Here is a 22,413-nt window from a genome sequence, read left to right as displayed (position 1 = left end):
GCCGCAGAGCACGGGCGAATACGGGGTCACTCGTCAAAGCTGTGAATGACCAAGTTGCATCTTGATTATTTGGCGCCATCGCGCAAGATTATTCTCGCGTTTTGATTTGGACGATTATTTTCAACCGGGGAGTTCGTTATGGGTTTCATCAAATTTACCAAGGGCACCTCGTTGAGCGACAAGGACCGCAAGGCCCTGCAGAAGTTGCTCGGCGCCGAGAAGAAGAAGTTGCAGTCCGCGCTGAAGGACGTCGACGCCAGTATTTCGATGCTGGGCGGCTCCAAGAAGAAGAAGAAGAAGTCGTAAGACTCGTCGGCCGGGACGCCGCACGAATCTTCAGGCTTCAGTTTTCGGGCTTCAGTGTTCAGATTTGGCCGCTCGCGTGTCGAGTTGGGGTCTCGCACAAGCTTGCGCCCGTAAACCGGCCAGCAATCGACAAGGATTCGCCCGAGTGGACCGCTAGAAGCGGTCCGCTCAGTTGCTTCTTGCTCAGTTGATTCTTCCGTCATGGCAGGGGATTTGGCCCCGGCCTGACGCCATGGGCCCAATTGATGGCAGACGACAGAATTGAACTGTTTGTCGGACTGATCGAGACTTTTGACGCGCCGGATGCGGTCGATACGTGCCGGCGCCTGCTCTCGGTCGACGAACGGGTACGAGCCGACCGCTTCATGTTCGAGCGGCACCAGCGGCAGTATATTTTCGCGCATGCGATGTTGCGCCTTGCGCTCTCGCACGTCGCACCTGAGGTCGCACCCACCGACTGGTCGTTTGCGGCCGGGCGTTACGGGCGGCCGTTTGTCGCATCGCCCAAGACTTCGAGCACGCTGCATTTCAGCCTGTCGCACGCCGACGGCTGCGTTGCCTGCGTCGTGTCAGGGCATGAGGCCGTCGGCGTCGACGTCGAGACCGTGTCGCGTCGGGTGGCGCCGCTGTCGACCGCGCTTCGGTTCTTCGCGCCGGAAGAGGTCGAAACGCTGCGCGGGCTGCCGGAGCCCGCCGCGACTGATCGCTTCTTCGACTACTGGACGCTGAAAGAAGCCTATCTGAAGGCCAGGGGATTCGGCCTCAATTTGCCGCTCGACGCCTTCGCGATGCAGGTATCGCGCGAGGCGATCGAGATCAGCTTCAAGCCTGATATCGCCGACGATCCGGAAGGCTGGCGATTCCAGCTGATCTCGCCGTCGCCCTCGCATCGTCTCGCGATCGCCGACGGCTCCCGCGCCACCGGCGGCCTTCCCATCACCCGCAATGCGTGGCCGCTGCAAGAGGCGGCTGAATGACACTGCCGCGGCTGCGCGTCTTTCCCGCGATTTCGCGCAACCGCGACCCCAAGAAATATGTCGGCGAGCTGATGCGGGTGGCGCAGTTCGCCGACCGCAACGGCTTCGAAGGCATCCTGCTGTTCGAAGGCAACGACGTGTTCGTCGAGCCCTGGGCGATGGCCCAGCACATCATCAGCGAGACGACCCGATCCTCGCCGCTGATCGCGGTCAATCCGGTCTACATGCACCCCTTCACGGCGGCGAAATTCGTCTCGTCCTTTGCGCAGCTCCACGGCCGCAAGGTCTATCTCAACATGATTACGGGCACGGCGGTCAGCGATCTGCAGGGGCTGGGCGACGAGCAGTCGCATGCCGACCGCTATGTCCGGCTCGGCGAATTCGTTGCGCTGATGCGCCAGTTGCTGGCAAGCCCGCGGCCGGCCACTGTCGAGGGGCGGTTCTACCGCGCAAGCAACCTGCAACTGCGGCCGCGCCTGCCGCCGGAGCTGATGCCGGAATTTCTGGTCGCGGGCCAGTCCGAGCCGGCACGGCGCGTCGCAAAGGAGACCGGCTGCATCAAGATGCAGATGCTGCCGCCCGATCTCGACCGTGGCCTCGATGCGCCGGGCGTGAATTTTGGAATTTTCGCCCGCGAGGGACGCGAAGAGGCACGGCAAGCGGCAAAGGCCCGCTTCCGCGACAATGCCGACGATCGCGAGCTGCTCGTGCTCACCGTTGAGAACAGCGATTCCGTGTGGAAACGGCGCCTCTACGAGGGCCAGAGCGGCGAACTCGCGGACAATGGCTATTGGCTGCTGCCGTTCCTGACCTTCCAGGCCGACTGCCCCTATCTTGTCGGCAGCTACGCGGAGATCGGCGCGAAGCTGAAGGAATTTGCCGCGAAGGGGCTGACCACGATCATGCTCGACATGGTCGCCGACGAGACCGAGATGCAGCACGTCTGCAAGGCGCTCGCGGCGAGCGGGATGTTTTGAGTTGTGTATGAAGTCGACCTAACCATCCACATCGTCATTGCGAGCGTAGCGAAGCAATCCAGAGTCCCTCCGCGGAAAGATTCTGGATTGCTTCGCTACGCTCGCAATGACGGAGAATGATGGCCTACTCAGCGAGAAATCACCGCGCCTCTTCGAATCCGGCCAGCACCGAGGTCAGGTTCGCGCCGAGGATATCCGAGAGATAGCCGCCCTCCTGCACGAACACGGTCGGCAGGCCCATCTTCGCGATGGCCTGGCCGATGCGGCGGAAGCCGGGCGTGGTGACGGCGAGGCCCTTCAGCGGATCGTGCTCGGAGGCGTCGAGGCCGAGCGCGATGACGAGGGCGCCGGGCGCAAAGGATTCGATCGCCTTGCGTGCGACGTCCATCGCATGGATATAGCCGTCATCCCCCGTGCCGATCGCCAGGGGAATGTTGAGATTTGTGCCGAGGCCGGGACCTTCGCCGCGCTCATGCGCGTAGCCCCACACGTAAGGATAATATGCGACGGGATCGGCATGGATCGAGACCGTGTAGACGTCCGGCCGCGCGTAAAAGATTCCTTGCGTGCCATTGCCGTGATGGACGTCGACGTCGAGGATCACCACACGCTCGTGCCTCTGCCGCAGATGCGCCGCCGCGATCGCGCTGTTGTTGAGGAAGCAGAAGCCACCGGCCATATCGCGATAGGCGTGATGGCCGGGCGGCCGGCAGAGCGCATAGGTCGCGTCCTCGCCGTCCATCACCATCTGCGCCGCGGTGACCGCGACGTCGGTCGCAGCGCAAGCCGCGGCCCAGGTGCCCGGGCCGATCGGCGCCGCGGTGTCGGCGGTGTGCCAGCCGAGCTTGCCGATGATATGGGTGGGATAAGTCCCGGCGTGGCGCACCGGATGGATGTTGCCGATCATCTCCGGTCCGGAATCGCCGAGCGCGGTCCACGCGTCCCAGGCCTCGCTCAGGAACGACAGATATTCCGGACTATGGATGCGCGCACGCGGTCCCTGCCCAAATGTGGTTGGCTCGACCAGGTGATGCTTGCCGTCCTTGAGCCCTTTGAGCAGGCGGTCGGCACGCTCGGGCTGCTCGGTGGTGCGCTTGACCACACCGCGAACCAGGAAGAATTGCGGATCATGGCTGCGATGCAGCTCGGTATGGACGGCTTTCACTCAAACACTCCGTGGTCGCTTTGACGGTGCCACAGATGTCTAAATCCCCGCGGCGGCGACATGCAAGCAAGAAGAATGCCGTCCCTGTCGCACCGCCCTGCGCCGGAAGCAGATCGCCTGACGGTCAGCAGCGCCCGCGCTGAAGACAGTGCTCGCGGCCCTGCTGGTCGGTGCGGAAGGACTCGACGAAGCCGCCCTGACGCTGGGTGACGAAGATCGTCTTGCCGTCGTGGCCCCCGAAGGCGAGGTTGGTCGGCTCCTTGGCCCTGAGCGCGATCTCCCGCTCGACCGCGCCATTGGCCTTCATCAACGTGATCGTGCCCTTGAGGATGCGCGCGACATAGAGGCGGCCGGCCACGTCGGTGCGCAGGCCGTCGACGGTGTCGGGCTGAAACGCCTTGACGAGTTTTGAATTGGTGAGTTCGTTGCCGCCGACCGTGTAGGACCAGATCTGGCCGCTGCTGGATTCCCCGACATAAAGCGTCTTGTCATCGGGGCTGAGATCGATCCCGTTGGTGGTGCCCATCGCGCGCGGCGCCGACATGAGCTGTCCCTGCACCGTTCCGTCGGCTTCCTTCGCGATGCGCCAGATGTGACCTTCGCGACCTTTCCAGTTCGGATCGCTTGCGTAGATCGTACCATCGCGGGCGATGGTGAAGTCGTTGGGCTGGTTCATCTCGTCGGAGTGAAACCAGATGGCGGGTTCGGTCGATCCCTTCGGAATCGCGAAGATGTTGTGCTTCTTGTAGTCGGCGATGAACATGGTGCCGTCGCGCGCGAAGCGGATGGCGTTGCCGACGCTGCCCTCGGGCAAAGCCGTAAACGGCACGGACGCCGCGCCGCCGACAGGCAGCTTGCCGATGGTGCCGGGCTTGCCGAAATTGACGACGAAGAGATTGCCATCGAGATCGGCGGCAGGCCCTTCGATGCCGAAGGTGTATTCGCCTGATGGCGTCACCTGCACGCTTTCGAACAGTTTTGTTTCCGCTCGTGCCGGTGCCGTCGCAAGGACGAGAACAACGCTACTGCACAGGCACCAGAAATTCCTGCCGGATGTAATAGCCATCGCCGTCGCTGCACTCGCCATTCAGATAGGGATCGGCCGGCCGGAAGAAGCGGCTGAACCCGGGTTTGTCTACAGCGTTCCTTTGTGTCACGACGACGACCTTGGCAGCCGGTATTTCGCCGCATTCCTTGTTGGTTTTGCCAAAGAACTTGCGCTGCGGCGGGCCGGGCTTGATCCGCATCCGGATTCCTGGAACCATTTTTGACACCAGCAGATCCGCCGTGTCGAGCAGGCGCGTGTAACCAGGCTCGGCCTTCGGCAGGCCTTCGCCACCCGGCGGCATCAGCTTCTCCGCGCCTAACCCACGAAGCCGCGTGCGCAACTTGCCGGAATCGGGATCACCAGGATAGATCCAGCCATCCTGCGACAGCATGAAGCGAAGCACCGTCGCGTCCTTCTGTGCGTCCGATTGGCCCGGCTTCAAGCCGAAATCCGAGTGACAGCCGACGCAGTGCTTTTCGACGAGGCCCTTGCGCAAATTGGTGAGCCGGACGCTGTTCTGCGCGTCCCTGGCCACGAAGACCGCCAGTTGATCGATCAGCGCCTGGCTGCGCACGTCGCAGGGCAACGGCGGCGGCGCATCGCCCGCGGCGCGGTCGATCCGGATCACGGTCTGGTTCTTGTCCTCGACCAGCCAGATTGCGCCGTCCTCCGCGACCGTCATGCCGACCGGGGCGCCCTGCGGCCGCACGCCGTTGACGCGGTGCCAGCCTGCGATCAGCTCCTCGAACGGCGCGGCGGCGACGTCCCCGGCCTCGGTCTGAAAGCTGTGGGTCGGATCGGCCGCGCAACTGACATGGTAGCGCACCGGCGCCGGAGCAGGCTTCGGGAAGCCGTGGTCGTCGACGTCATAGACGATGACGCGGCTGCCGGTCGGGCGATAGCCATGCAGGCCGACCAGCAGCTTGCCCTCGAGCTCCGGAAATTTCGCGTGGTGATAATAGAGCATCGCGAGCGGCGCGCCGTGCGGCGGCAGCAGCGAGAACGGCGCCTTGTAGAGAGCGTTGGCGGTGCACAGCGATTTGTAGAACCCCGACTGCAACACGATCCTGAATTCGGGGCTCGGCGTCGACAGATCGTAGCAATAGGGCCAGCCGTAATGCCTGCCCTGCTCGATCGCGTTGATCTCCTCGTTCGGCTTGAAAATGTCAGGCAGGTCGCGACCGTTCTCGCCTTGCAGGAAGGCATAGCCCGCATCGGGAAAGTTCGGGTGCAGCGCCAGCGCCATAGAGTTGCGCAGGCCCCGCGCATAGACGCCGTGCGGCGGGTCGGGTTCGCCAGGCTTCAACGCCGGGAAGATACCGCCCGGGGGCGGCGTGAACAGCCAGATCGACGCCATCGCGGAAGCGCCCTCGGCCGCCGCGCAAGGTCTCGTGATCGGCGCCGGCGTGATGCAGTCGTCGCTGTGTGAGCCGATGTTGACGAACAGCCGGCCGTTCTTATCAAAGACAAACTGCTTGAGTGGATGCGCGCTCTCGTCGAGCTTTGTGCCATCGGGCAACATGATCCGGCGTCCGGGCATGTGACGGACGATGGTCTCGACCGTGTCGCGCGGATTGTCGGCGAGCGGATCGAACCGAAAGATCGTCTCCGCGCTCGAGGCATAGAGCTTCTTGTCCGGACCGATCACGAGACCGAACGGATATTCGATTGCAGTGAGCAGCTCCTTGAACCGCTGTCCCTGGCGCGCGCGCGGGTCGAGCAACAGCAGCCGGCCATCGGTATGGCCCCAGCCCGCCATGTCGGCGACCACGAACAGGTCACGACCGGGCACCTGGATGATCGAGCGCGGGAATTTCAGCCGATCCTCCTCGCTGGCGACGAGGCCAGCGCAAAATCCCGCCTTCATGTCGATCTGGATTCTGGGAAAGGCGAGATCGGCGCTGCCGCAGGTCTCCGTGCCGATCGCATAGCCGCTCTTGCGGAGCGGTTCTGATGAGCCTACCGAGGCGAGGGTCAGGAGGACCACCGAGGCGCCCGCGCATGCACGCAGGCTTCGGCTTTCACGCCAAAATGTGAGGTGGTTCACGGCGCCTCCCGGACTTTCCGTCCAGGGTTGTTCCATGCCGTGGAAATGCCGTCCAGTTGATCAACACCCCCTTGTGATCAAACCAGCAGGGGGCTTGGCGCCGACCAATCTCCGTAGATTCCCTTACCGGGCTCGACCCGAATGTTTCGCGAAGGCTTGGAATGGTATCGGTTTGCCGTCCCAATCGCTCCCAATAGGAGACGCATATGGTCCAGGTCTATTTTCATTGCTCCAACTTGGACGGCACGCTGATCGATCGCAGCGGCACAGCCGTGACCAACCTGACCGAGGCGCGCGACCGTGCCGCCCAGATCATGAACGCGATGATCCTGACGCCCGGCGCTGAGGATTGGCGCGACTGGGTGATCCATGTCAGCGGCTCCGACGGCGAGGAGATCTTCGACCTCCCCTTCACTGCCATGCTCGGCAAGCCGCACTGAGGTGATGCCATGTTGCTCGCGTCACTGACCCTGCTCCGCCAGCCCCTGAACTTCGTCGCCAGCAAATGGCTGACGCTGATCCGGATCGCGGGCAATCCCTACCGGCCCGAACTCCACTACATGCGCGGGCCTGGCCCGAAATGGCACGCCAAGTATCAGGCCAGCCGACTGGATCGCGCGCGCTGAGCCCTGCGGCTTCCGCTTCCCACTGATCGGTCTCTCAACTCGTGATGCCCGGGGATAGCCGTCCGAAGGACGGCGTCGCTTCCGCTCGCCTATGCCCGGGCATTCACGCGTTGGCGCCACCCCCGCCTGTTTCACACCAGCCATGCCGCGTCGCCCTTTCGATGTTCTCGGTGGGGGCGATGTGCCATTCTTCGCGCGCTCCCGCCAATTGCGGAGCTCAGCGCAACGAAGCCAAACCGAAGACAGCACACAGACATCATCATGCCGCACCAGTTCAGCCACGCCCAAACCGTCCGCAAGCCCGCCGTCACATCCAAAGGCGGCATCGTCGCCGCGCAATCGCGGCGGGCGGCCGAAGTGGGGGCGCAAGTGCTGGCGGCGGGCGGCGACTGCGTGGATGCGATCGTCGCCACCACCTTCGCGCTCAACGTGCTGGAGCCCTGGAACAGCGGCATGGGCGGCGGCGGCGCGATGGTGCTCTACCGTGCCGCGGAAAATCGCTACGAGGTGATCGACTACGGCATGTGCGCGCCGCAAAGTCTGCGCACCGCCGATTATCCGCTCAGCGGCGAAGGCGCGGCTTCCGATCTGTTCCCCTGGCAGCGGGTCAAGGACGACCGCAACATCCACGGCCCCGGTTCGATCGCCGTGCCCGGGGTCGTCGCCGGCATGGAAGAGGCGCATCGCCGCCACGCCAGGCTGCCGTGGAAAGATCTGGTCGCGCCGGCTGCCGCCCTCGCCGGCGAAGGCCTGCTGGTCGACTGGTGGACCACGCTGACGATCGCGGCGTCCGCGGCCGATCTTCGGCGCTATCCCGCGAGCGCGGCAACGTTCCTGAAGGACGGCCTCCCGCCAAGCGCGCCATGGGGCATCAAGTCCGAGACGCGACTGCCGCTGGACACGCTGAAGGCGACGCTGGCGCATCTCGCGGCCGCCGGTCCGCGCGATTTCTACCAGGGCGATCTCGCCAGGAGTATCGCATCCGACATCAGGGCCGACGGCGGCGCGCTGTCGGTGGAGGACCTCGCCGCGTTCCAAGCCCATCTGCGCGAGCCCCTCGCGATCCCCTATCGCGGCGGCAAGGTGTTTGCGACGCCGGAGCTCACGGCCGGGCCGACAATGGCGCATGCGCTGCGCCTGTTGCAGCAGAACCTGAAGCCGGGACGCGCGCCCGATGCGGCCGCTTACGCCGAATATGCGCTCGCCCTGCAATCGGCTTATCGCGAGCGGCTCAAGGATATGGGTGATGCCGACGGCAAGCGTTCGCTCGGCGCGGACTATCTGGCGCCCGCCTGCACCACGCACTTCTCCGTGGTCGACCGAGACGGCAACATCGCGGCGGTGACGCAGACGCTGCTGTCATCCTTCGGCTCGAAATACGTCACGCCGCACACCGGCATCGCCATGAACAACGGCATCATGTGGTTCGACCCGACGCCGGGCACCACCAACTCGCTCGCCCCTGGCAAGCGCTGTCTCACCAACTACACGCCTGTCATCGCCGAGGCCAAGGACGGCAGGCGGCTCGCGGTCGGCGCCTCCGGCGGTCGCCGCATCCTTCCGTCGGTGATGCAGATCGTGTCGTTTGCGATGGACTTTGGCATGGATCTCGATGCCGCGATCCATCAACCGCGCATCGACGCCAGCGAAGGCGCGATCGTGATCGGCGATACCAGGTTGCCGGCGGACACACGCGAGACGCTTGCGGCGCGATTCGACTATGAAGAAGCGCGAGTGCAGTCCTTGCCGCAGAAGTTCGCCTGCCCGAGCGTCGTGATGCGCGACGGCGACACCAATTCCGGCGCCGTCGAGATCTTCCAGCCTTGGGCGGACGCGGTGGCGGAAGGCTGAGCTTAGATCCCCAGCCGGTCCCGCACGCGACCAGCGATCACTGCCGTCGTCACGCCGACCGGCCAGAAGGCATGCATCGGGATCGGCTTGATGCCGGTGACGGGCATGTCGATCTCGGCCTTGGCACCGCCGATCAGACGTCGCGCGAGCTGCGCGCCCATCGCGGTCGAGAGCGCGACGCCGCGGCCGTTGCAGCCGAGCGAGATCAGGATGTTGTCCGCGGGCTCGTGCACATGCGGGTAATGATCTTTGGTGATGGCGAGCCGGCTGTTCCAGCCATGGGTCCAGGCAACGCCCTTGAGCTGCGGCCATAGCCGCTCGGCGTATCGCATGAGATAGGCGACGTCGCGCGGCGAATTGATCCAGCGCATCGGACCGCGACCACCCATCAAGAGGCGGTTCTGCTGATCGATGCGGTAATAGACAGTGATGTGGCCGCTCTCGTAAAGGACGGGACGCGTCGGCATGATCGAACGGGCAACATCGTCGGACAACGGCGCGGTGGCGGCGATCGAGGAGAACACTGGCACAATGGTGCGGCGAAGCGCCGGCCAGAGATCGTCCGTAAAACCGTTGGTCGCGAGCAGCACCTTGTCGGCATGCACCACCGCGCGCGGCGTCTCGATGCGCCAGCGGCTGCCCTCGCGACGGAGTGATAGTGCCGGTGTTTCGCCATGGATTTTCGCGCCTGCGGAGATCGCAGCGCGCGCAAGGCCGCGAGCGTAGCTGAGCGGATGCAGGTCGCCGCCGCGGGTATCCAGCATGGCGCCGATGTAGCGATCCGTGCCGGTCATCTCGCGCAGCTGCTCGCGATTGAGGTACGACACCGGCATGCCGCGGGCGATGCACTGCCGCGCGGTTGTCTCGATCGCGGCGGCGCTGGCCTGGTTATAGGCGGCGCGCAGCGTGCCGTTCTGCCGCGCCTCGCACGGGATCTGATAGCGGCGGATCAGATCGTGGGTGAAGTTCGTCGTGCCGCAGGAGAACGCGATCATGCGGCGGCCGAGCTCAGTGCCGAAATCCGCCTCGATCTGATCGGGATCGTGCTTCAGGCCGGGATTGGTATGGCCGCCATTATTGCCGGATGCGCCCCAGCCCGGCTCCTGCGCCTCCAGCACCAGCGCCTCAACGCCCTGCTCCGCCAGATGCAACGCGGTGGACAGACCAGTGTAGCCACCGCCGATGATGGCGACCGAGACCGTCTTGTCGATGTCGAGCGGCGGCGTGGCCACCGGCGCGACGGCGGTGTCGGCATAGAGAGACGGCGGCAGAGGCAGGCGCGTGGTCATGGCAAGAACCGGTCAGAGCGGATGCAGCACGCGGCGCAGAAAATCCTGCGTCCGCGCATGCTGCGGTTGGTTGAGCACCGATTTCGCCGGTCCCTGCTCGACGATGACGCCGCCGTCGATGAACAGCACGCGGTCGGCGACGTCGCGGGCAAAACCCATCTCGTGGGTGACGACGACCATGGTCATGCCGTCGTCGGCAAGCTTGCGCATCACGCCGAGAACGTCGCCGACCAATTCAGGATCGAGCGCCGAGGTCGGTTCGTCGAACAGGATGGCCTTGGGCTGCATCGCCAGCGCGCGCGCGATCGCGACGCGCTGCTGCTGGCCGCCGGAGAGCTGCGGCGGATGCTCGTTGGCTTTCTCGGCAAGGCCCACCTGGGCGAGCAGCGCGCGGCCACGCTCGAATGCGGCAGCGCGCGGCTCCTTCTTCACATAGAGCGGACCTTCGACCACGTTCTCCAGCACCGTCCGGTGCGGAAACAGATTGAAGCGCTGGAACACCATCGAGACCTGGGTGCGGATCTTCACGATCGACGGCGCGTCGCGATCGACCTTCAATCCCTCGACGCTGATCTCGCCGCTGTCGTAGCTTTCGAGACCATTGATACAGCGCAAGATGGTGGATTTGCCGGAGCCGGAGGGGCCGACGATGCAGACCACCTCGCCTTTCTGGACGGACGCCGTGATGCCCTTGAGCACCTCGTTCTCGCCAAAGCTCTTGTGGACGTCGGTCAGCTCGATCATTTCTTGCCGGCCCGCTTCTCGAAGTGACGGACCAGCAGGATCAGCGGAATGCTCATGGTGAGATACATCAGCGCGACCATCGTGAACACGTTGGTGTTCTTGAAGGTCGAGGATGCGATCAGCTTGCCTTGCAGCGCGAGCTCGGCCACCGTGATAGTCGAGGCCTGCGAGGAGTCTTTCAGCATCATGATCATGACGTTGCCGTAGGGCGGCAGCACGATGCGCACCGCCTGCGGCAGCACGACCCGGCGCATGGTCAGCCACCAGCCCATGCCGATCGATTGCGCCGCCTCGATCTGCCCTTTGTCGATGGCCTCGATGCCGGCGCGGAAATTTTCCGCCTGATAGGCCGAGTAGGCGATGCCGAGCCCGAGGATCGCGGCCTGCAACGCGGACAGCGTGACGCCGAGATCGGGCATCACGAAGTAGAGGTAGAACAACAGCACGATGATCGGAATGCCGCGGATCACGTTGATCAGGCTGGCGCTGAGCAGCGACAGGACGCGGATGCCGGAGACCCGCATCATCGCCCAGACGAGGCCAAGCACCGTCGACAGCAGCAGCGAGCCGATGGTGACGACGATCGTCAGCACGACGCCGCTCATCAGGATCGGGAAGAATTCGGCTGCGTCGTGCCAGAAGCCTTTCATCGATCAGCCTTCATCGATTGGCCTCTTGCGATCAACCCTGTGCCTTCAGGCCCCATTTGTCGAGGATCTTGTCGATGGTGCCGTTGGCCTTCAGCTTGGCGAGCGAGGCGTTGATCTTGCCGAGCAGCGCGGTCTCGCCCTTGCGCACGCCGATGCCGACCGAGCCGACGGTGACGGGCTTGTAGCCGTCGACCAGGCGCACCTCGGGGAAGCCGCCCTGCTTCAGATTGTAGGCGAGGATCGGGCAATCGGCGTAACCGGCCTTGAGGCGGCCGGTGTTCACGTCGCGCAGGATGTCGGGGATGGTGTCGTAAGCCTTGACGTCGGCGAACAGGCCGGACTTCTTCAGCGCGTCGACGAAGGCGGTGCCGACCTGGGCGCCGACCGTCTCGCCCTTCAGATCGTCCTGGGTGGCGTAGGCCTTGGTGTCGCTCTTGGGAACCACGAGGCCTTCGCCATAGGTGTAGATCGGGTCGGAGAAGTCGACGACCTCCTTGCGCGGCGCCGTGATGAACATCGCGGCCGCGATGATGTCGATCTTGCTCGATGTCAGCGACGGGATCAGCGCCGAGAACTGCATCGGCTCGATCTGCACGTTGAAGCCGGCGTCCTTGCCCACTTCAGTGACGAGATCGACCATGATGCCCTGGATGGAATTGGTCTTGGTGTCGAGGAAGGTGAAGGGAATGCCTGTCGGCGTCGAGCCGACCTTCAGCACTTGCTGCGCCGAAGCCGGCGCTGCTGCGGCAATCGCGAGTGCCGCTACCGCGGCCAGACCAAAACGCTTCATCGCATTCCCCTTTGGGTCCGGCCGATGGCGGCGCTCGCGGATCTCGTCATCGCAGACGTTGCGGGCCAAGCCGTTTCGGCCTATTTTCACCAATATGAAAATTTGGTCACACTTTCACGACCGATGCAAGCGGTTTTCATGCACATGAAGGAAGCGGTTTGACGTGAGCGGTGGCAAGAGAATGCGCAGACCGGCCGCCGCAAAGCCGGCGAAGAAGGTGCAGATAAAGGTGAAGGTGAAAGCCAACGCCAGGGCTACGGCGAAAGCGGCCGAGCCGGCGATGGATGTCGCGGTTGGCCGCCGCATTCGCGATCTCAGGCGGATCAGGCAATTCTCGCTCGAGACGGTCGCTGCGCGCACGGAGCTGTCGATCGGCTTCCTGAGCCAGATCGAACGCGGCCTGTCGTCGCCGTCGCTGCGCGTGCTGGCCACGCTCGCCGACGTGCTCGGCGTCGGCATCGCCGCGCTGTTCGGCGCGAGCCCGAGCGCCGACGGCGCATCCGACCAAATCGTCACGCGCGGGCTTCAGCGGCCCGAGCTGAAGCTCTGGCGCACCGGCGTGTCCAAGCAATTGCTGAGCCCCGCCAGCGCCGACAACCGGCTCAATCTGTTCCTGGTACATCTGGAGCCCGGCGGCTCCACGGGCGACGAGCTCTACACCCATGACGGCGAGGAAGCCGGCCTCGTGCTCGAAGGCGAGATGATGCTGACGGTGGACAGCGAGACGTGGTCGCTGAAGACCGGTGACAGCTTTCGCTTTGCCAGCCGCAGGCCGCACCGGTTTTCCAACCCGGCGGAGGATACCAAGGCGGTGGTACTGTGGGTGAATTGCGTGACGGGGGCCGGGTAGTTTGCCGGCGCTCCGTCTGCTGGCATAATGTGAGGGCATTTCGCGAGGTGAGGGAAGCCACCGATGGATGACCCCATCATCGCCGCGATCCGACGGCGATTGAAAACGAAACCCACCGATCTAGGCCGCCCCCCGCACGCGGGATTGATGCCGGGCAAGCCCGGCGATATCGACTCCGACGAAAAGCATCTTCGTTTCGGGCTGCCATCCCTTTTGAAACGCATCTATGCAGAGATCGGGAATGGAGGCTTCGGCCCGGGATATGGGCTCATCGGGCTAACGAACGGCGTTCCCGACGATACCGGCAAGACCGCTGTTGCGATTTACGACGTGTTTCGCAGCGCGCCAGAGCTGGGATGGCCCGATGCCCTGCTACCTATCTGCCATTGGGGATGCGCGATCTACTCTTGCATCGATTGTCTCGCCCCGGACTTCCCGATGCGAATCTTCGATCCCAATGCTCAGGATGGAGACGACTGGAGCGCCGCATTCTTCGAGGAATCGCGCGGTTTCGAAGATTGGATCAGCTCGTGGGCGTCCGGCGTCGATTTGTGGGATGCCATGTACGGCAATGATGGCCACATCGCCCGGATTCTGTCCGCACGGCGCGAGCCGCCTTGAACATCATGACGTGAACGCCTCCCATCATCATTGCGAGGGAGAGAGTGTTACCCAAACCGGTGTTCGTACCGGTCGACGGTCAGCGCGCTCACATCCACATCCGGCTTCTTGCCCGACAGCATGTCCGCAAGCACCCGTCCCGAACCGCAAGACATGGTCCAGCCGAGCGTGCCGTGGCCGGTGTTGAGGTGCAAGTTGGCGTACTTCGTCGGGCCGATCACGGGCGGGCCGTCCGGCGTCATCGGACGCAGGCCGCTCCAGAACGTCGCCTTGGAGAGATCGCCGCCGCGCGGGAACAGATCGGTCAGGGAGTGATCGAGCGTGGCGCGGCGCGCATCATAGAGCTGGCTCGAGAAGCCGGAGATTTCGGCGGTACCGCCGACGCGGATGCGATTGCCGAGGCGCGTGATGGCGACCTTGTAGCTCTCGTCCATCACGGTCGATTCCGGCGCGCCGGAAGCGTCCTTGATCGGTACCGTGATCGAATAGCCCTTCACCGGATAGACCGGCAGCGAAATATCGAGCGGCGCGACCAGCCGCGACGACCAGCTTCCGAGCGCGAGGACGTAGCTGTCGGCCAGCAACATCCCGGCGCTGGTCGCGACGCCGCTGACGCGCGCGCCGTCGGTGACGATGCGCTCGATGCCGGTGTTGAACATGAAGCGCACGCCGAGCGCTTCGGCGTGCTTGGCCAGCGCCTGCGTGAACATGTGGCAATCGCCGGTCTCGTCCTGCGGCAAGCGCAGTCCGCCCGCGAACTTCTCCTTCACGCCCGCCAGCGCCGGCTCGGCCGCGATGCAGCCCTCACGGTCCAACACCTCGAACGGCACGCCGTATTGCTTGAGCACGGCGATGTCCTCGCCGGTGCCGTCGAGTTGGGCCTGATAGCGGAACAGCTGGAGCGTGCCCTGCGAGCGCTCGTCATACTGGATGCCGATGTCGCGGCGCAGGTCGCGCAGGCAATCGCGGCTGTATTCCGCGATCGGGATCATCCGGCTTTTGTTGACCGCATAGCGCGCGCTGGTGCAGTTGCGCAGCATCTTGACGAGCCAGACCCACATCACGGGATCGAGCTTCGGCCGGATCACCAGCGGGCCGTGCTTCATCAGCAGCCATTTGACCGCCTTCACCGGGACGCCGGGACCGGCCCAGGGCGAGGAATAGCCGGGCGACACTTCGCCGGCATTGGCAAAGGAGGTTTCGAGCGCCGGTTCGGGCTGACGGTCGACCACCGTCACCTCATGGCCGGCACGCGCGAGGTAGTAGGCAGAGGTGACACCGATGACACCGCTGCCGAGGATCAGAACTTTCACGCTTCGTCAAACTCCCGCGGCATCACGCGCGCCGCTGCAAGAGGCAACTCGCAACGGCGAGAGCAATTATCAGGCCACCCGCTTGATGGCATCACCGAGGATCGACACGATATCGTCGATGTGGCTCTTCTCGACGATGAGCGGAGGCGACAGCGCAAAGCTATCGCCGCTCATGCGGAAGTACAGCCCGCGATTGAAGCAATCGACCATGACGTCGTAGCCACGCACGCCGACCGTACCGTCACGCGGCGACAGCTCGACCGCGCCCATCAGACCGCAATTGCGGATGTCGACGACGTTGGGCAGGCCCTTCAGCGAATGCAGCGCATCGCGCCAATATTCGGAGATCGACGCACCGCGCGTCAGCAGGCCTTCGTCCTTGTAGATGTCGAGCGTGGCGATACCCGCGGCGCAGGCGACCGGATGCGCCGAATAGGTATAACCGTGGAACAGCTCCATCGCGTTCTCCGGGCCGACCATCAGGCCGTCGTGAACCTTGCGGCTCGCGAACACGGCGCCGCAGGGAATGGTGCCGTTGGTGATGCCCTTGGCCGTCGTCATCAGATCAGGCGTGACGCCGAAGAAGTTGGCGGCGAACGGGGTGCCAAGGCGGCCGAACCCGGTGATGACCTCGTCGAAGATCAGGAGGATGCCGTGCTTGTCGCAGATCTCGCGCAGGCGCTGGAGATAGCCCTTCGGCGGCGGCAACACCGCGGTCGAGCCGGGCACCGGTTCGACGATGACGGCGGCGATGGTCTCGGCGCCGTGCAGGGCCACCAACCGCTCGAGATCATCGGCGAGCTCGGCGCCATGCTCGGGCTGATCCTTGGCGAAGGCGTTGCGGGTGAGATCGTGGGTGTGGCGGATGTGGTCGACGCCCGGCAGCAGGGTGGCGAAGGCGCGGCGGTTGGCGACCATGCCGCCGACCGAGGTGCCGCCGAAGCCGACGCCGTGATAGCCGCGTTCGCGGCCGATCAGCCGGGTACGGCTCGCCTGGCCGTTGGCGCGATGATAGGCGAGCGCGATTTTCAGCGCGGTGTCGACCGACTCCGAGCCGGAATTGGTGAAGAAGATGCGATCGAGGCCCTTCGGCGCGATCTCGGCCAGACGCTCGGCGAAGTCGAATGCCAGCGGATGGCCCATCTGGAACGACGGTGCGAAGTCCAGCGTCATCAGCTGGCGCTCGACGGCGGCGGCGATCTGCTTGCGGCCGTGGCCGGCATTGACGCACCAGAGACCGGCGGAGGCGTCGATCACCTTGCGGCCGTCGACGGTGGTGTAGTGCATGCCCTCGGCCGAGGAGAACAGGCGCGGCGCCTTCTTGAATTGCCGGTTGGCCGTGAACGGCATCCAGAACGAGTCGGTCTTGATGGTGTTCGGAATCTGATGAAGGGTCACGGGCCACGCTCCTTTGCTGACCTGCTACCAGAGGCACGGCTTGAAAAGCGCAACAAGTCCTTTTCTGACGGGCTGCAAGCCATTGATTTGACTGGGGCTGCCGGTCCATATTTGCGCGATCCGCAACACTTGCAACACGGGTCAGGGACATGAGCGTCGATATCGGTGGACGGCTGCGATTCATCCGGGCGCGCCAGAAGCTGTCGCAGCGCGAACTCGCCAAACGCGCCGGCGTCACCAATTCGACGATCTCACTGATCGAATCCAACCAGATGAACCCATCCGTGGGGGCGCTCAAGCGCATCCTGGACGGCATTCCGATGGGCCTTGCCGAATTCTTCGCGCTGGAGCCGGAGAGCCGGCGCAAGATCTTCTACCGCGGCGAAGAGTTGACCGAGGTTGGCAAGAAGCCGATCTCCTATCGGCAAGTCGGCGACAATCTGTTCGGTCGCAGCCTGCAGATCCTGAAGGAGCGCTATGAGCCCGGCAGCGACACCGGGCGCGTTCACCTCGTCCATGACGGCGAGGAAGGCGGCATCGTGATCTCGGGAAAGCTCGAAGTCACCGTCGAGGACGAGCGCCGCATCCTCAATCCGGGCGATGCCTACTACTTCGAGAGCCGTCGCCCGCATCGCTTCCGCTGCGTCGGCGGCAAGCCGTGCGAGGTGATCTCGGCCTGCACGCCGCCGACGTTTTGAAGTTATCCGCGATCCCACGGGCCACCGGTATCATACGGAGCTTGAGCCATCTCAATTTCCGCAACCTGATCCTCTATATGTTTCGAGCCATAGCCAAGCAGCCTCCGCTTTCCGGAGCCGCTTCGTAACAGGGCTCGCTATGAAGATCACGCTCGCAAATGCAGAGGCTGCACTCGATGAAGTGCAGCGCGACAGCGACAGGCTCCATTCGGAGGAGCTGCGCAAGGCCATCGCGAACTACATCGAGGCGCAGCGAGAAGCGCTCAGGGCTCTTCGCAAGAAGCTGCATTAGCACCCGACGGAGCGAGACCGCCTCGCCGGCCCGCGGCCTCAGGCTACGTCAGTAACTCCTCGATCCGGATCGGAAAGCGGCGCACGCGCACGCCCGTCGCATGCCACACCGCGTTGGCGACCGCGCCTGCGCTGCCGGTGATGCCGATCTCGCCGACACCCTTGATGCCGAGCGCGTTCACGTGCGGGTCGTGCTCCTCGACCGTGATCACGTCGAGCGGCGGCACGTCGGCATTCACGGGGATATGGTACTCGCCGAGATTGGCGTTCATGATCCGGCCCGTGCGGCGGTCGGTTATGGCTTCCTCGTGCAACGCGAAGGACAGGCCCCAGATCATGCCACCGAACAGCTGGCTCTGCACCATGCGCGGGTTGACGATGCGTCCCGCGGCGAAGGCGCCGACCATGCGGGTGACGCGGACCTGGCCGAGCTCGGGATCGACCTTCACTTCTGCGAATACCGCGCCATGGGCGTGCATCGCATACTCCTCCATCGCCGCCGGATCCGGCGCGCCGGTGCCGCGCGCCTCGACCTCGGCGACGCCGGCGCGCGCGAGAATCTCGGAATAGCTTTCGCCGCGGCTCTCGTCGTCGCGCCGGATCAGCCGGCCATCGCGCGCGATCACGCCGGCATTGCCGGCACCGAACAGTGGCGAGCGCTCATCGCCGGTGGCGAAATCGGCTAGTTTTGCAATCACGGCCGCGCCCGCGCTGTGGATCGCAGCACCCGCGGTTGCCGTGTGTGCCGAGCCGCCGGCAATGCCGGCATCGGGCAGGTCAGACGTTCCCGCCTTGAACTCGACGCGGTCGATATCAAGCCCGAGTTCGTCGGCCGCAATCTGCGCCAGTGCCGTCCAGGCACCCTGCCCCATGTCATGCGCGCCGATTTCCATGGCGCCGGAGCCGTCGCGGCGAAGCACGGCACGCGCTTCGGCCTGGAACATCAGCGCGGGGAAGGTCGCGGTGCCCATGCCCCAGCCGACCAGAAGGCCGGTGTCGTCGTGCATCTGCCGCGGCTGGAGCGATCGCTTGGCCCAGCCGAAGCGCGCGGCGCCCTGTTCGTAGCAGGCGCGCAATGCCTTGGACGAAAACGGCTTGCCGGTGATCGGCTCGACGTCGGCATAGTTCTTCAGACGAAAGGCGAGCGGATCGATGCCGCAGGCCCATGCCATCTCGTCGATTGCACTCTCCAGCGCGATCGAGCCGGTGGCCTCGCCGGGCGCCCGCATGAACAACGGCGTGCCGGTGTTGACGCGCACGGCATCATGCGATGTGCGGATCGCAGGCGCCGCATAGAGCGTGTGCGAGGCATCGGCCGCAGGCTCGTAGAAATCATCGAACGTGCTCGAAACCGTGCGCGCGTGGTGATCGAGCGCTGTCAGGCGCCCCTCGCGGTCGGTGCCGATGCGCAGCCGCTGCCGCGTCGGCGCGCGATGACCGACCGGCCCGTACATCTGCTCACGGCGCAGCACCAGCTTGACCGGTTTGCCGACGAGCTTTGCCGCCATGATGCCGAGCACCGGAGGACCGGCCATGAGCCCCTTCGAGCCGAACCCGCCGCCGAGGAACGGACTGCGGATGTGGATCTTGTCGTGCGCGATGCCGAACAATTCGGCAACGCGCGCCAGCGACAGCATGAGGCCCTGGGTCGGCATGTCGATCTGCAGATTGTCGCCGTCCCAGGCAGCCACGATCGCATGCGGCTCCATTGCGTTGTGATATTGCGGCGGCGTTTCGTAAACCGCGTCGATCCGCTTCTCGGCCGACGCAAGTCCCGCCTCGACATCGCCGCGGTGATTTTCCGTGGGGTTGCCGACGCCGACGGCCGGCGGCACGAAACTTTCACCCGCATCGAGGCCGATGAGCGCGGGCAGCGTCTCGTAGCGCGGCGCCAGCAGGGCCGCGCCTTCCGTCGCCGCCTCCAGCGTCTCCGCGATCACGACGGCGATCGGCTGGTTGGCGTAGCGAACCTCGTCGCTCTGCAACACCTCCATGCGGAACACGAATGGATTGGTCTTGATCTCGGGGTCGATCGCGAGTTCAGGCTTGTGGTCCGACGTCATGACATCGACGACGCCGGGATGGCGCTTGGCAGCCGCGACATCGAGCGAGGTCACGCGGCCGCGCGAAATGCTGGCGGCGGCCATCACCGCAAACAGCATGCCGGGCGGATGATTGTCGGCGGCATAGGTCGCCTGGCCTTTGACCTTGAGCACGCCGTCGCGGCGGGTCAGCGGCTGGCCGATGTTCGAGCCGTGGCGCAGATGAGCGGGCGCGCTGGTGAGATTAAGCTCGGGCATGAATGGCTCCGGAGGTCGAGGCAAAGGGAGAGGCCGGCAGCGCGGGGATGCGCGCGGGCGTACCGGCGGCGGCGAGGCTCAGCGCGCGCACGACGATGCGGCGCGCGAGCTCGATCTTGAAGGCGTTGTCGCCGGACGGTTTTGCGTCGGCGAGCGCGCGCGAGGCGGCTTCCTGGAAAGCGTCCACCGCGGGCGCGACGTTCCTGAGCATGTCCTCCGCGGCGCGAGCGCGCCAGGGCTTTGCGGCGACACCGCCGAGCGCAAGCCGCGCCTCCGCGATCTTGCCGTTCTCGATCCGCAGCGCAGCCGCAGCCGAGACGACGGCAAACGCATAGGACGTTCGATCGCGGACCTTGAGATAACGCGCATGAGCAGCAAAGCCGCGCGCAGCGGACGGCAGGCGCACCGCGACGATGAGATCTCCCGGTTCGAGCGCCGATTCACGCTCGGGGGTCTCGCCGGGCAGGCGATGCAGCTCGTCGAGCGCGATCTCGCGCCGCCCGTTCCTGCCCTCGATCTCGACGATGGCGTCGAGCGCGACCAGTGGCACGCAGAAGTCGGACGGATGCGTTGCGATGCAGTTTTCGCTCCAGCCGAGCACGGCGTGGGTGCGGTTCTCGCCCTCACGCGCGTCGCAGCCGCTGCCGGCCTCGCGCTTGTTGCAGCGGCTGGCGGTGTCGTAGAAATACGCACAGCGCGTCCGTTGCAGCAGATTGCCGCCGACGGTCGCGGCGTTGCGCAGTTGCGCCGATGCGCCGGAGAGCAACGCTTCGGCGACGGCCGGGTAGGACTTGGCAAAGTCGGCGTCATGCGCGAGATCGGCGTTGCTCACCAGTGCGCCGATACGCATCCCACCCTCGGCGAGGCGCTCGATGCGATCGAGCCCGTCGAGATGGCTGACATCGACCAGACGATCCGGACGGCTGACGCCGCCCTTCATCAGATCGAGCAGATTGGTGCCGGCGGCGAGATAGACCGCGCCCGGCTGCGCGGCGGCCGCGACGGCCTCGGCGACCGTGGCGGGCCTGACATAATCAAATTGCTTCATGCGGTGCGCCTCTGATTGGATTCGTCCATGTCGGCCTGCGCGTCGAGCACGGCATCGACGATGCCGGCATAGGCGCCGCAGCGGCAGAGATTGCCGCTCATGCATTCGCGAATGCGCTCGGGATCGTTGCCGGCCTGCGCCTCGCTCATCATGCCGATGGCGCTCATGATCTGGCCGGGCGTGCAGAAGCCGCACTGAAATCCGTCATGGGCGATGAAGGCGGCCTGCACGGGGTGCAGCTGGTCGCCCCGCGCCACGCCCTCGATGGTGAGAATGTCGGCGCCGTCATGACTGATGGCCAGCGCGAGACAGGAGTTGATGCGCTTGCCGTCGACGAGAATGGTGCAGGCGCCGCATTGGCCGCGGTCGCATCCCTTCTTGGTTCCGGTCAGATGGAGGCGCTCACGCAAGAGATCGAGCAGCGTGACGCGCGGATCGTCGAGGACGAAATCGCGCCGCGCACCGTTCACGGTGAGGCTGATGGAGTGGTTCATACAAGGCTCCGATCAGATATGGACATGAGTCGTCGCGCAGCGCGCCACCGCCGTGGCCGCCGTTGACATGCGCCGCCCGAACATCATCCGGGCCAACGTCTTCAGCGAAGATACGGAGGCAGCCTCCGCTTAACAAGAGCCGGCGGGAAATATTTGGAATTCGTCAAAAGCCCGTGCGCATCAACGCGATGCAGCCCCGTAAGGGTTCAATCTAACCAATTCGTGATCTACATTGCGTGGATGGACGAGCACACCGACCAGACCCGGAAGCCCCGCGCCGATGCCGTGCGCAATCGCGAGCGCGTGCTCGAGGCGGCCAAGGCCGTGTTCAACGCGGGTGGTCCGGAGGCGAGCCTGGAAGCCGTCGCAAAACGTGCGGGCGTCGGCATCGGTACGCTCTACCGGCATTTCCCGACCCGCGAGGATTTGTTCGAGGCGGTGTACCGGCGCGAGGTCGAGCAGCTCAGCGAGCTCGCCGAGCAGTTGAAGAACGCCAGTGACCCGGTCGACGCGCTCAGGCGTTGGCTGCGCTCTGGCGTCGAATTCGTTGCCACCAAGAAGGGCATGGTGGCAGCCCTGGCCCTCGCGGTGCAGAGCGGGTCGGAGTTGCATGCCTTTTCCTTTGAGCGCCTGACGAAGGCGATCGGCTCGCTGCTCGATCGCGCAGCCGCGGCCGGCGCGATGCGGGCAGACGTCAGTCCCGAGGACTTGCTGCGCGCGTTCTTCGGCATGTGCTACATGCACGACCAGCCCGGCTGGCAATCCTCGGTGCTGCGAATGCTCGACGTGTTCGTTGACGGGCTGCGGGTGCAGCCTGTCATGAAAGCCAGGGTGCGCGCGGCCGCCAAGTCCGCGAAGCCGGCTGCAAAGCGGAAGCGATAGCCCGCGAGATGTGCTAGGATCGGTACCGCCGGGATTTCAACGCGGAGC

Annotated in this window: 23 protein-coding genes; 11 read left to right on the top strand and 12 right to left on the bottom strand. The window is 64.9% G+C overall.

Annotated features, from left to right (window positions below):
* Nucleotides 1-138: 138 nt before the first annotated feature.
* The 3 genes from BRA471DRAFT_RS38775 (at nucleotide 139) to BRA471DRAFT_RS08905 (ending at nucleotide 2,260) form a co-directional block, all read left to right on the top strand.
* Nucleotides 139-306 carry a hypothetical protein gene (locus BRA471DRAFT_RS38775; protein ID WP_007606370.1) on the top strand — a complete coding sequence of 56 codons (168 nt, stop codon included), beginning with the start codon at nucleotides 139-141 and terminating at the stop codon, nucleotides 304-306.
* A 245-nt stretch (nucleotides 307-551) separates the two neighbouring features.
* On the top strand, nucleotides 552-1,283 hold the full coding sequence (locus BRA471DRAFT_RS08910) for a 4'-phosphopantetheinyl transferase superfamily protein (protein WP_007606367.1): 732 nt from the start codon (nucleotides 552-554) through the stop codon (nucleotides 1,281-1,283).
* Nucleotides 1,280-2,260: an LLM class flavin-dependent oxidoreductase gene (locus tag BRA471DRAFT_RS08905; RefSeq protein WP_007606364.1), complete on the top strand. Its 981-nt coding sequence runs from the start codon at nucleotides 1,280-1,282 to the stop codon at nucleotides 2,258-2,260. Before BRA471DRAFT_RS08910 ends, BRA471DRAFT_RS08905 begins: the two co-directional genes overlap by 4 nt.
* Nucleotides 2,261-2,399: 139 nt before the next feature.
* On the opposite strand, the gene BRA471DRAFT_RS08900 is transcribed toward BRA471DRAFT_RS08905, so the two are convergent.
* The 3 genes from BRA471DRAFT_RS08900 to BRA471DRAFT_RS08890 form a co-directional block, all read right to left on the bottom strand.
* Nucleotides 2,400-3,425, bottom strand: coding sequence for a histone deacetylase family protein (locus BRA471DRAFT_RS08900; RefSeq protein ID WP_007606362.1), 1,026 nt, complete (start codon nucleotides 3,423-3,425; stop codon nucleotides 2,400-2,402).
* Between the two features lie 124 nt (nucleotides 3,426-3,549).
* The gene (locus BRA471DRAFT_RS08895) at nucleotides 3,550-4,491 is read right to left on the bottom strand and encodes an SMP-30/gluconolactonase/LRE family protein (RefSeq protein ID WP_007606359.1); all 942 of its coding nucleotides are present in this window, start codon (nucleotides 4,489-4,491) and stop codon (nucleotides 3,550-3,552) included.
* A complete protein-coding gene (locus BRA471DRAFT_RS08890; RefSeq protein WP_007606357.1) occupies nucleotides 4,448-6,520 on the bottom strand; it encodes a sorbosone dehydrogenase family protein in 2,073 nt (690 codons plus the stop codon). Before BRA471DRAFT_RS08890 ends, BRA471DRAFT_RS08895 begins: the two co-directional genes overlap by 44 nt.
* Before the next feature lie 206 nt (nucleotides 6,521-6,726).
* Here BRA471DRAFT_RS08890 and BRA471DRAFT_RS08885 point away from each other — a divergent pair, with 206 nt between their 5' ends.
* The 3 genes from BRA471DRAFT_RS08885 (at nucleotide 6,727) to BRA471DRAFT_RS08880 (ending at nucleotide 8,997) form a co-directional block, all read left to right on the top strand.
* Nucleotides 6,727-6,960, top strand: a complete 234-nt coding sequence (locus BRA471DRAFT_RS08885) for a hypothetical protein (protein ID WP_007606355.1) — start codon at nucleotides 6,727-6,729, stop codon at nucleotides 6,958-6,960.
* 9 nt (nucleotides 6,961-6,969) lie between these two features.
* The gene (locus BRA471DRAFT_RS38770; RefSeq protein ID WP_007606352.1) at nucleotides 6,970-7,146 is read left to right on the top strand and encodes a hypothetical protein; all 177 of its coding nucleotides are present in this window, start codon (nucleotides 6,970-6,972) and stop codon (nucleotides 7,144-7,146) included.
* Between the two features lie 261 nt (nucleotides 7,147-7,407).
* Complete coding sequence (locus tag BRA471DRAFT_RS08880; protein ID WP_007606350.1) at nucleotides 7,408-8,997, top strand: gamma-glutamyltransferase family protein; 1,590 nt, start codon at nucleotides 7,408-7,410, stop codon at nucleotides 8,995-8,997.
* Between the two features lie 2 nt (nucleotides 8,998-8,999).
* Here the strand turns inward: BRA471DRAFT_RS08880 and BRA471DRAFT_RS08875 are convergent, their stop codons facing one another.
* Genes BRA471DRAFT_RS08875 through BRA471DRAFT_RS08860 form a run of 4 tightly spaced genes read right to left on the bottom strand, consistent with a single transcriptional unit; the run spans nucleotide 9,000 to nucleotide 12,470 of the window.
* Nucleotides 9,000-10,286 carry an FAD-binding oxidoreductase gene (locus BRA471DRAFT_RS08875; protein ID WP_007606349.1) on the bottom strand — a complete coding sequence of 429 codons (1,287 nt, stop codon included), beginning with the start codon at nucleotides 10,284-10,286 and terminating at the stop codon, nucleotides 9,000-9,002.
* Between the two features lie 12 nt (nucleotides 10,287-10,298).
* A complete protein-coding gene (locus BRA471DRAFT_RS08870; RefSeq protein ID WP_007606347.1) occupies nucleotides 10,299-11,030 on the bottom strand; it encodes an amino acid ABC transporter ATP-binding protein in 732 nt (243 codons plus the stop codon).
* Nucleotides 11,027-11,680 carry an amino acid ABC transporter permease gene (locus BRA471DRAFT_RS08865; protein ID WP_007600584.1) on the bottom strand — a complete coding sequence of 218 codons (654 nt, stop codon included), beginning with the start codon at nucleotides 11,678-11,680 and terminating at the stop codon, nucleotides 11,027-11,029. The genes BRA471DRAFT_RS08870 and BRA471DRAFT_RS08865 overlap by 4 nt, the downstream gene beginning before the upstream one ends.
* A 31-nt stretch (nucleotides 11,681-11,711) precedes the next feature.
* A complete protein-coding gene (locus BRA471DRAFT_RS08860) occupies nucleotides 11,712-12,470 on the bottom strand; it encodes an ABC transporter substrate-binding protein (protein ID WP_007606346.1) in 759 nt (252 codons plus the stop codon).
* Nucleotides 12,471-12,651: 181 nt separating this feature from the next.
* Here BRA471DRAFT_RS08860 and BRA471DRAFT_RS08855 point away from each other — a divergent pair, with 181 nt between their 5' ends.
* Together BRA471DRAFT_RS08855 and BRA471DRAFT_RS08850 are read left to right on the top strand one after the other, a co-directional pair.
* Nucleotides 12,652-13,320 carry a helix-turn-helix domain-containing protein gene (locus BRA471DRAFT_RS08855; protein ID WP_007606345.1) on the top strand — a complete coding sequence of 223 codons (669 nt, stop codon included), beginning with the start codon at nucleotides 12,652-12,654 and terminating at the stop codon, nucleotides 13,318-13,320.
* A gap of 63 nt (nucleotides 13,321-13,383) precedes the next feature.
* Nucleotides 13,384-13,941, top strand: a complete 558-nt coding sequence (locus BRA471DRAFT_RS08850) for a hypothetical protein (protein ID WP_007606344.1) — start codon at nucleotides 13,384-13,386, stop codon at nucleotides 13,939-13,941.
* Nucleotides 13,942-13,988: 47 nt separating this feature from the next.
* On the opposite strand, the gene BRA471DRAFT_RS08845 is transcribed toward BRA471DRAFT_RS08850, so the two are convergent.
* On the bottom strand, nucleotides 13,989-15,254 hold the full coding sequence (locus BRA471DRAFT_RS08845) for a D-amino acid dehydrogenase (protein ID WP_007606342.1): 1,266 nt from the start codon (nucleotides 15,252-15,254) through the stop codon (nucleotides 13,989-13,991).
* Nucleotides 15,255-15,323: 69 nt separating this feature from the next.
* Entirely contained in the window at nucleotides 15,324-16,652 is a 1,329-nt protein-coding gene (locus tag BRA471DRAFT_RS08840) for an aspartate aminotransferase family protein (RefSeq protein WP_007606340.1), read from the bottom strand.
* Between the two features lie 149 nt (nucleotides 16,653-16,801).
* Here BRA471DRAFT_RS08840 and BRA471DRAFT_RS08835 point away from each other — a divergent pair, with 149 nt between their 5' ends.
* Nucleotides 16,802-17,350, top strand: a complete 549-nt coding sequence (locus BRA471DRAFT_RS08835) for a cupin domain-containing protein (protein WP_007606338.1) — start codon at nucleotides 16,802-16,804, stop codon at nucleotides 17,348-17,350.
* A gap of 139 nt (nucleotides 17,351-17,489) precedes the next feature.
* Entirely contained in the window at nucleotides 17,490-17,642 is a 153-nt protein-coding gene (locus BRA471DRAFT_RS38765; protein WP_007606330.1) for a hypothetical protein, read from the top strand.
* 43 nt (nucleotides 17,643-17,685) lie between these two features.
* On the opposite strand, the gene BRA471DRAFT_RS08830 is transcribed toward BRA471DRAFT_RS38765, so the two are convergent.
* From BRA471DRAFT_RS08830 to BRA471DRAFT_RS08820, 3 genes are read right to left on the bottom strand one after another with little or no spacing between them, the layout of a single operon-like run.
* Nucleotides 17,686-19,941: a xanthine dehydrogenase family protein molybdopterin-binding subunit gene (locus BRA471DRAFT_RS08830; protein ID WP_007606329.1), complete on the bottom strand. Its 2,256-nt coding sequence runs from the start codon at nucleotides 19,939-19,941 to the stop codon at nucleotides 17,686-17,688.
* A complete protein-coding gene (locus BRA471DRAFT_RS08825; protein ID WP_007606327.1) occupies nucleotides 19,928-20,989 on the bottom strand; it encodes a xanthine dehydrogenase family protein subunit M in 1,062 nt (353 codons plus the stop codon). Before BRA471DRAFT_RS08825 ends, BRA471DRAFT_RS08830 begins: the two co-directional genes overlap by 14 nt.
* Nucleotides 20,986-21,483, bottom strand: coding sequence for a (2Fe-2S)-binding protein (locus tag BRA471DRAFT_RS08820; protein ID WP_007606326.1), 498 nt, complete (start codon nucleotides 21,481-21,483; stop codon nucleotides 20,986-20,988). Before BRA471DRAFT_RS08820 ends, BRA471DRAFT_RS08825 begins: the two co-directional genes overlap by 4 nt.
* A 240-nt stretch (nucleotides 21,484-21,723) precedes the next feature.
* On the opposite strand from BRA471DRAFT_RS08820, the gene BRA471DRAFT_RS08815 reads away from it, so the two are divergent.
* Nucleotides 21,724-22,365, top strand: coding sequence for a TetR/AcrR family transcriptional regulator (locus BRA471DRAFT_RS08815; protein WP_007606325.1), 642 nt, complete (start codon nucleotides 21,724-21,726; stop codon nucleotides 22,363-22,365).
* Nucleotides 22,366-22,413 lie beyond the last annotated feature (48 nt).

Source organism: Bradyrhizobium sp. WSM471 (genome assembly GCF_000244915.1).
In the GTDB taxonomy this organism is placed as follows: domain Bacteria; phylum Pseudomonadota; class Alphaproteobacteria; order Rhizobiales; family Xanthobacteraceae; genus Bradyrhizobium.
This window is presented reverse-complemented; position numbering and strand designations above follow the sequence as displayed.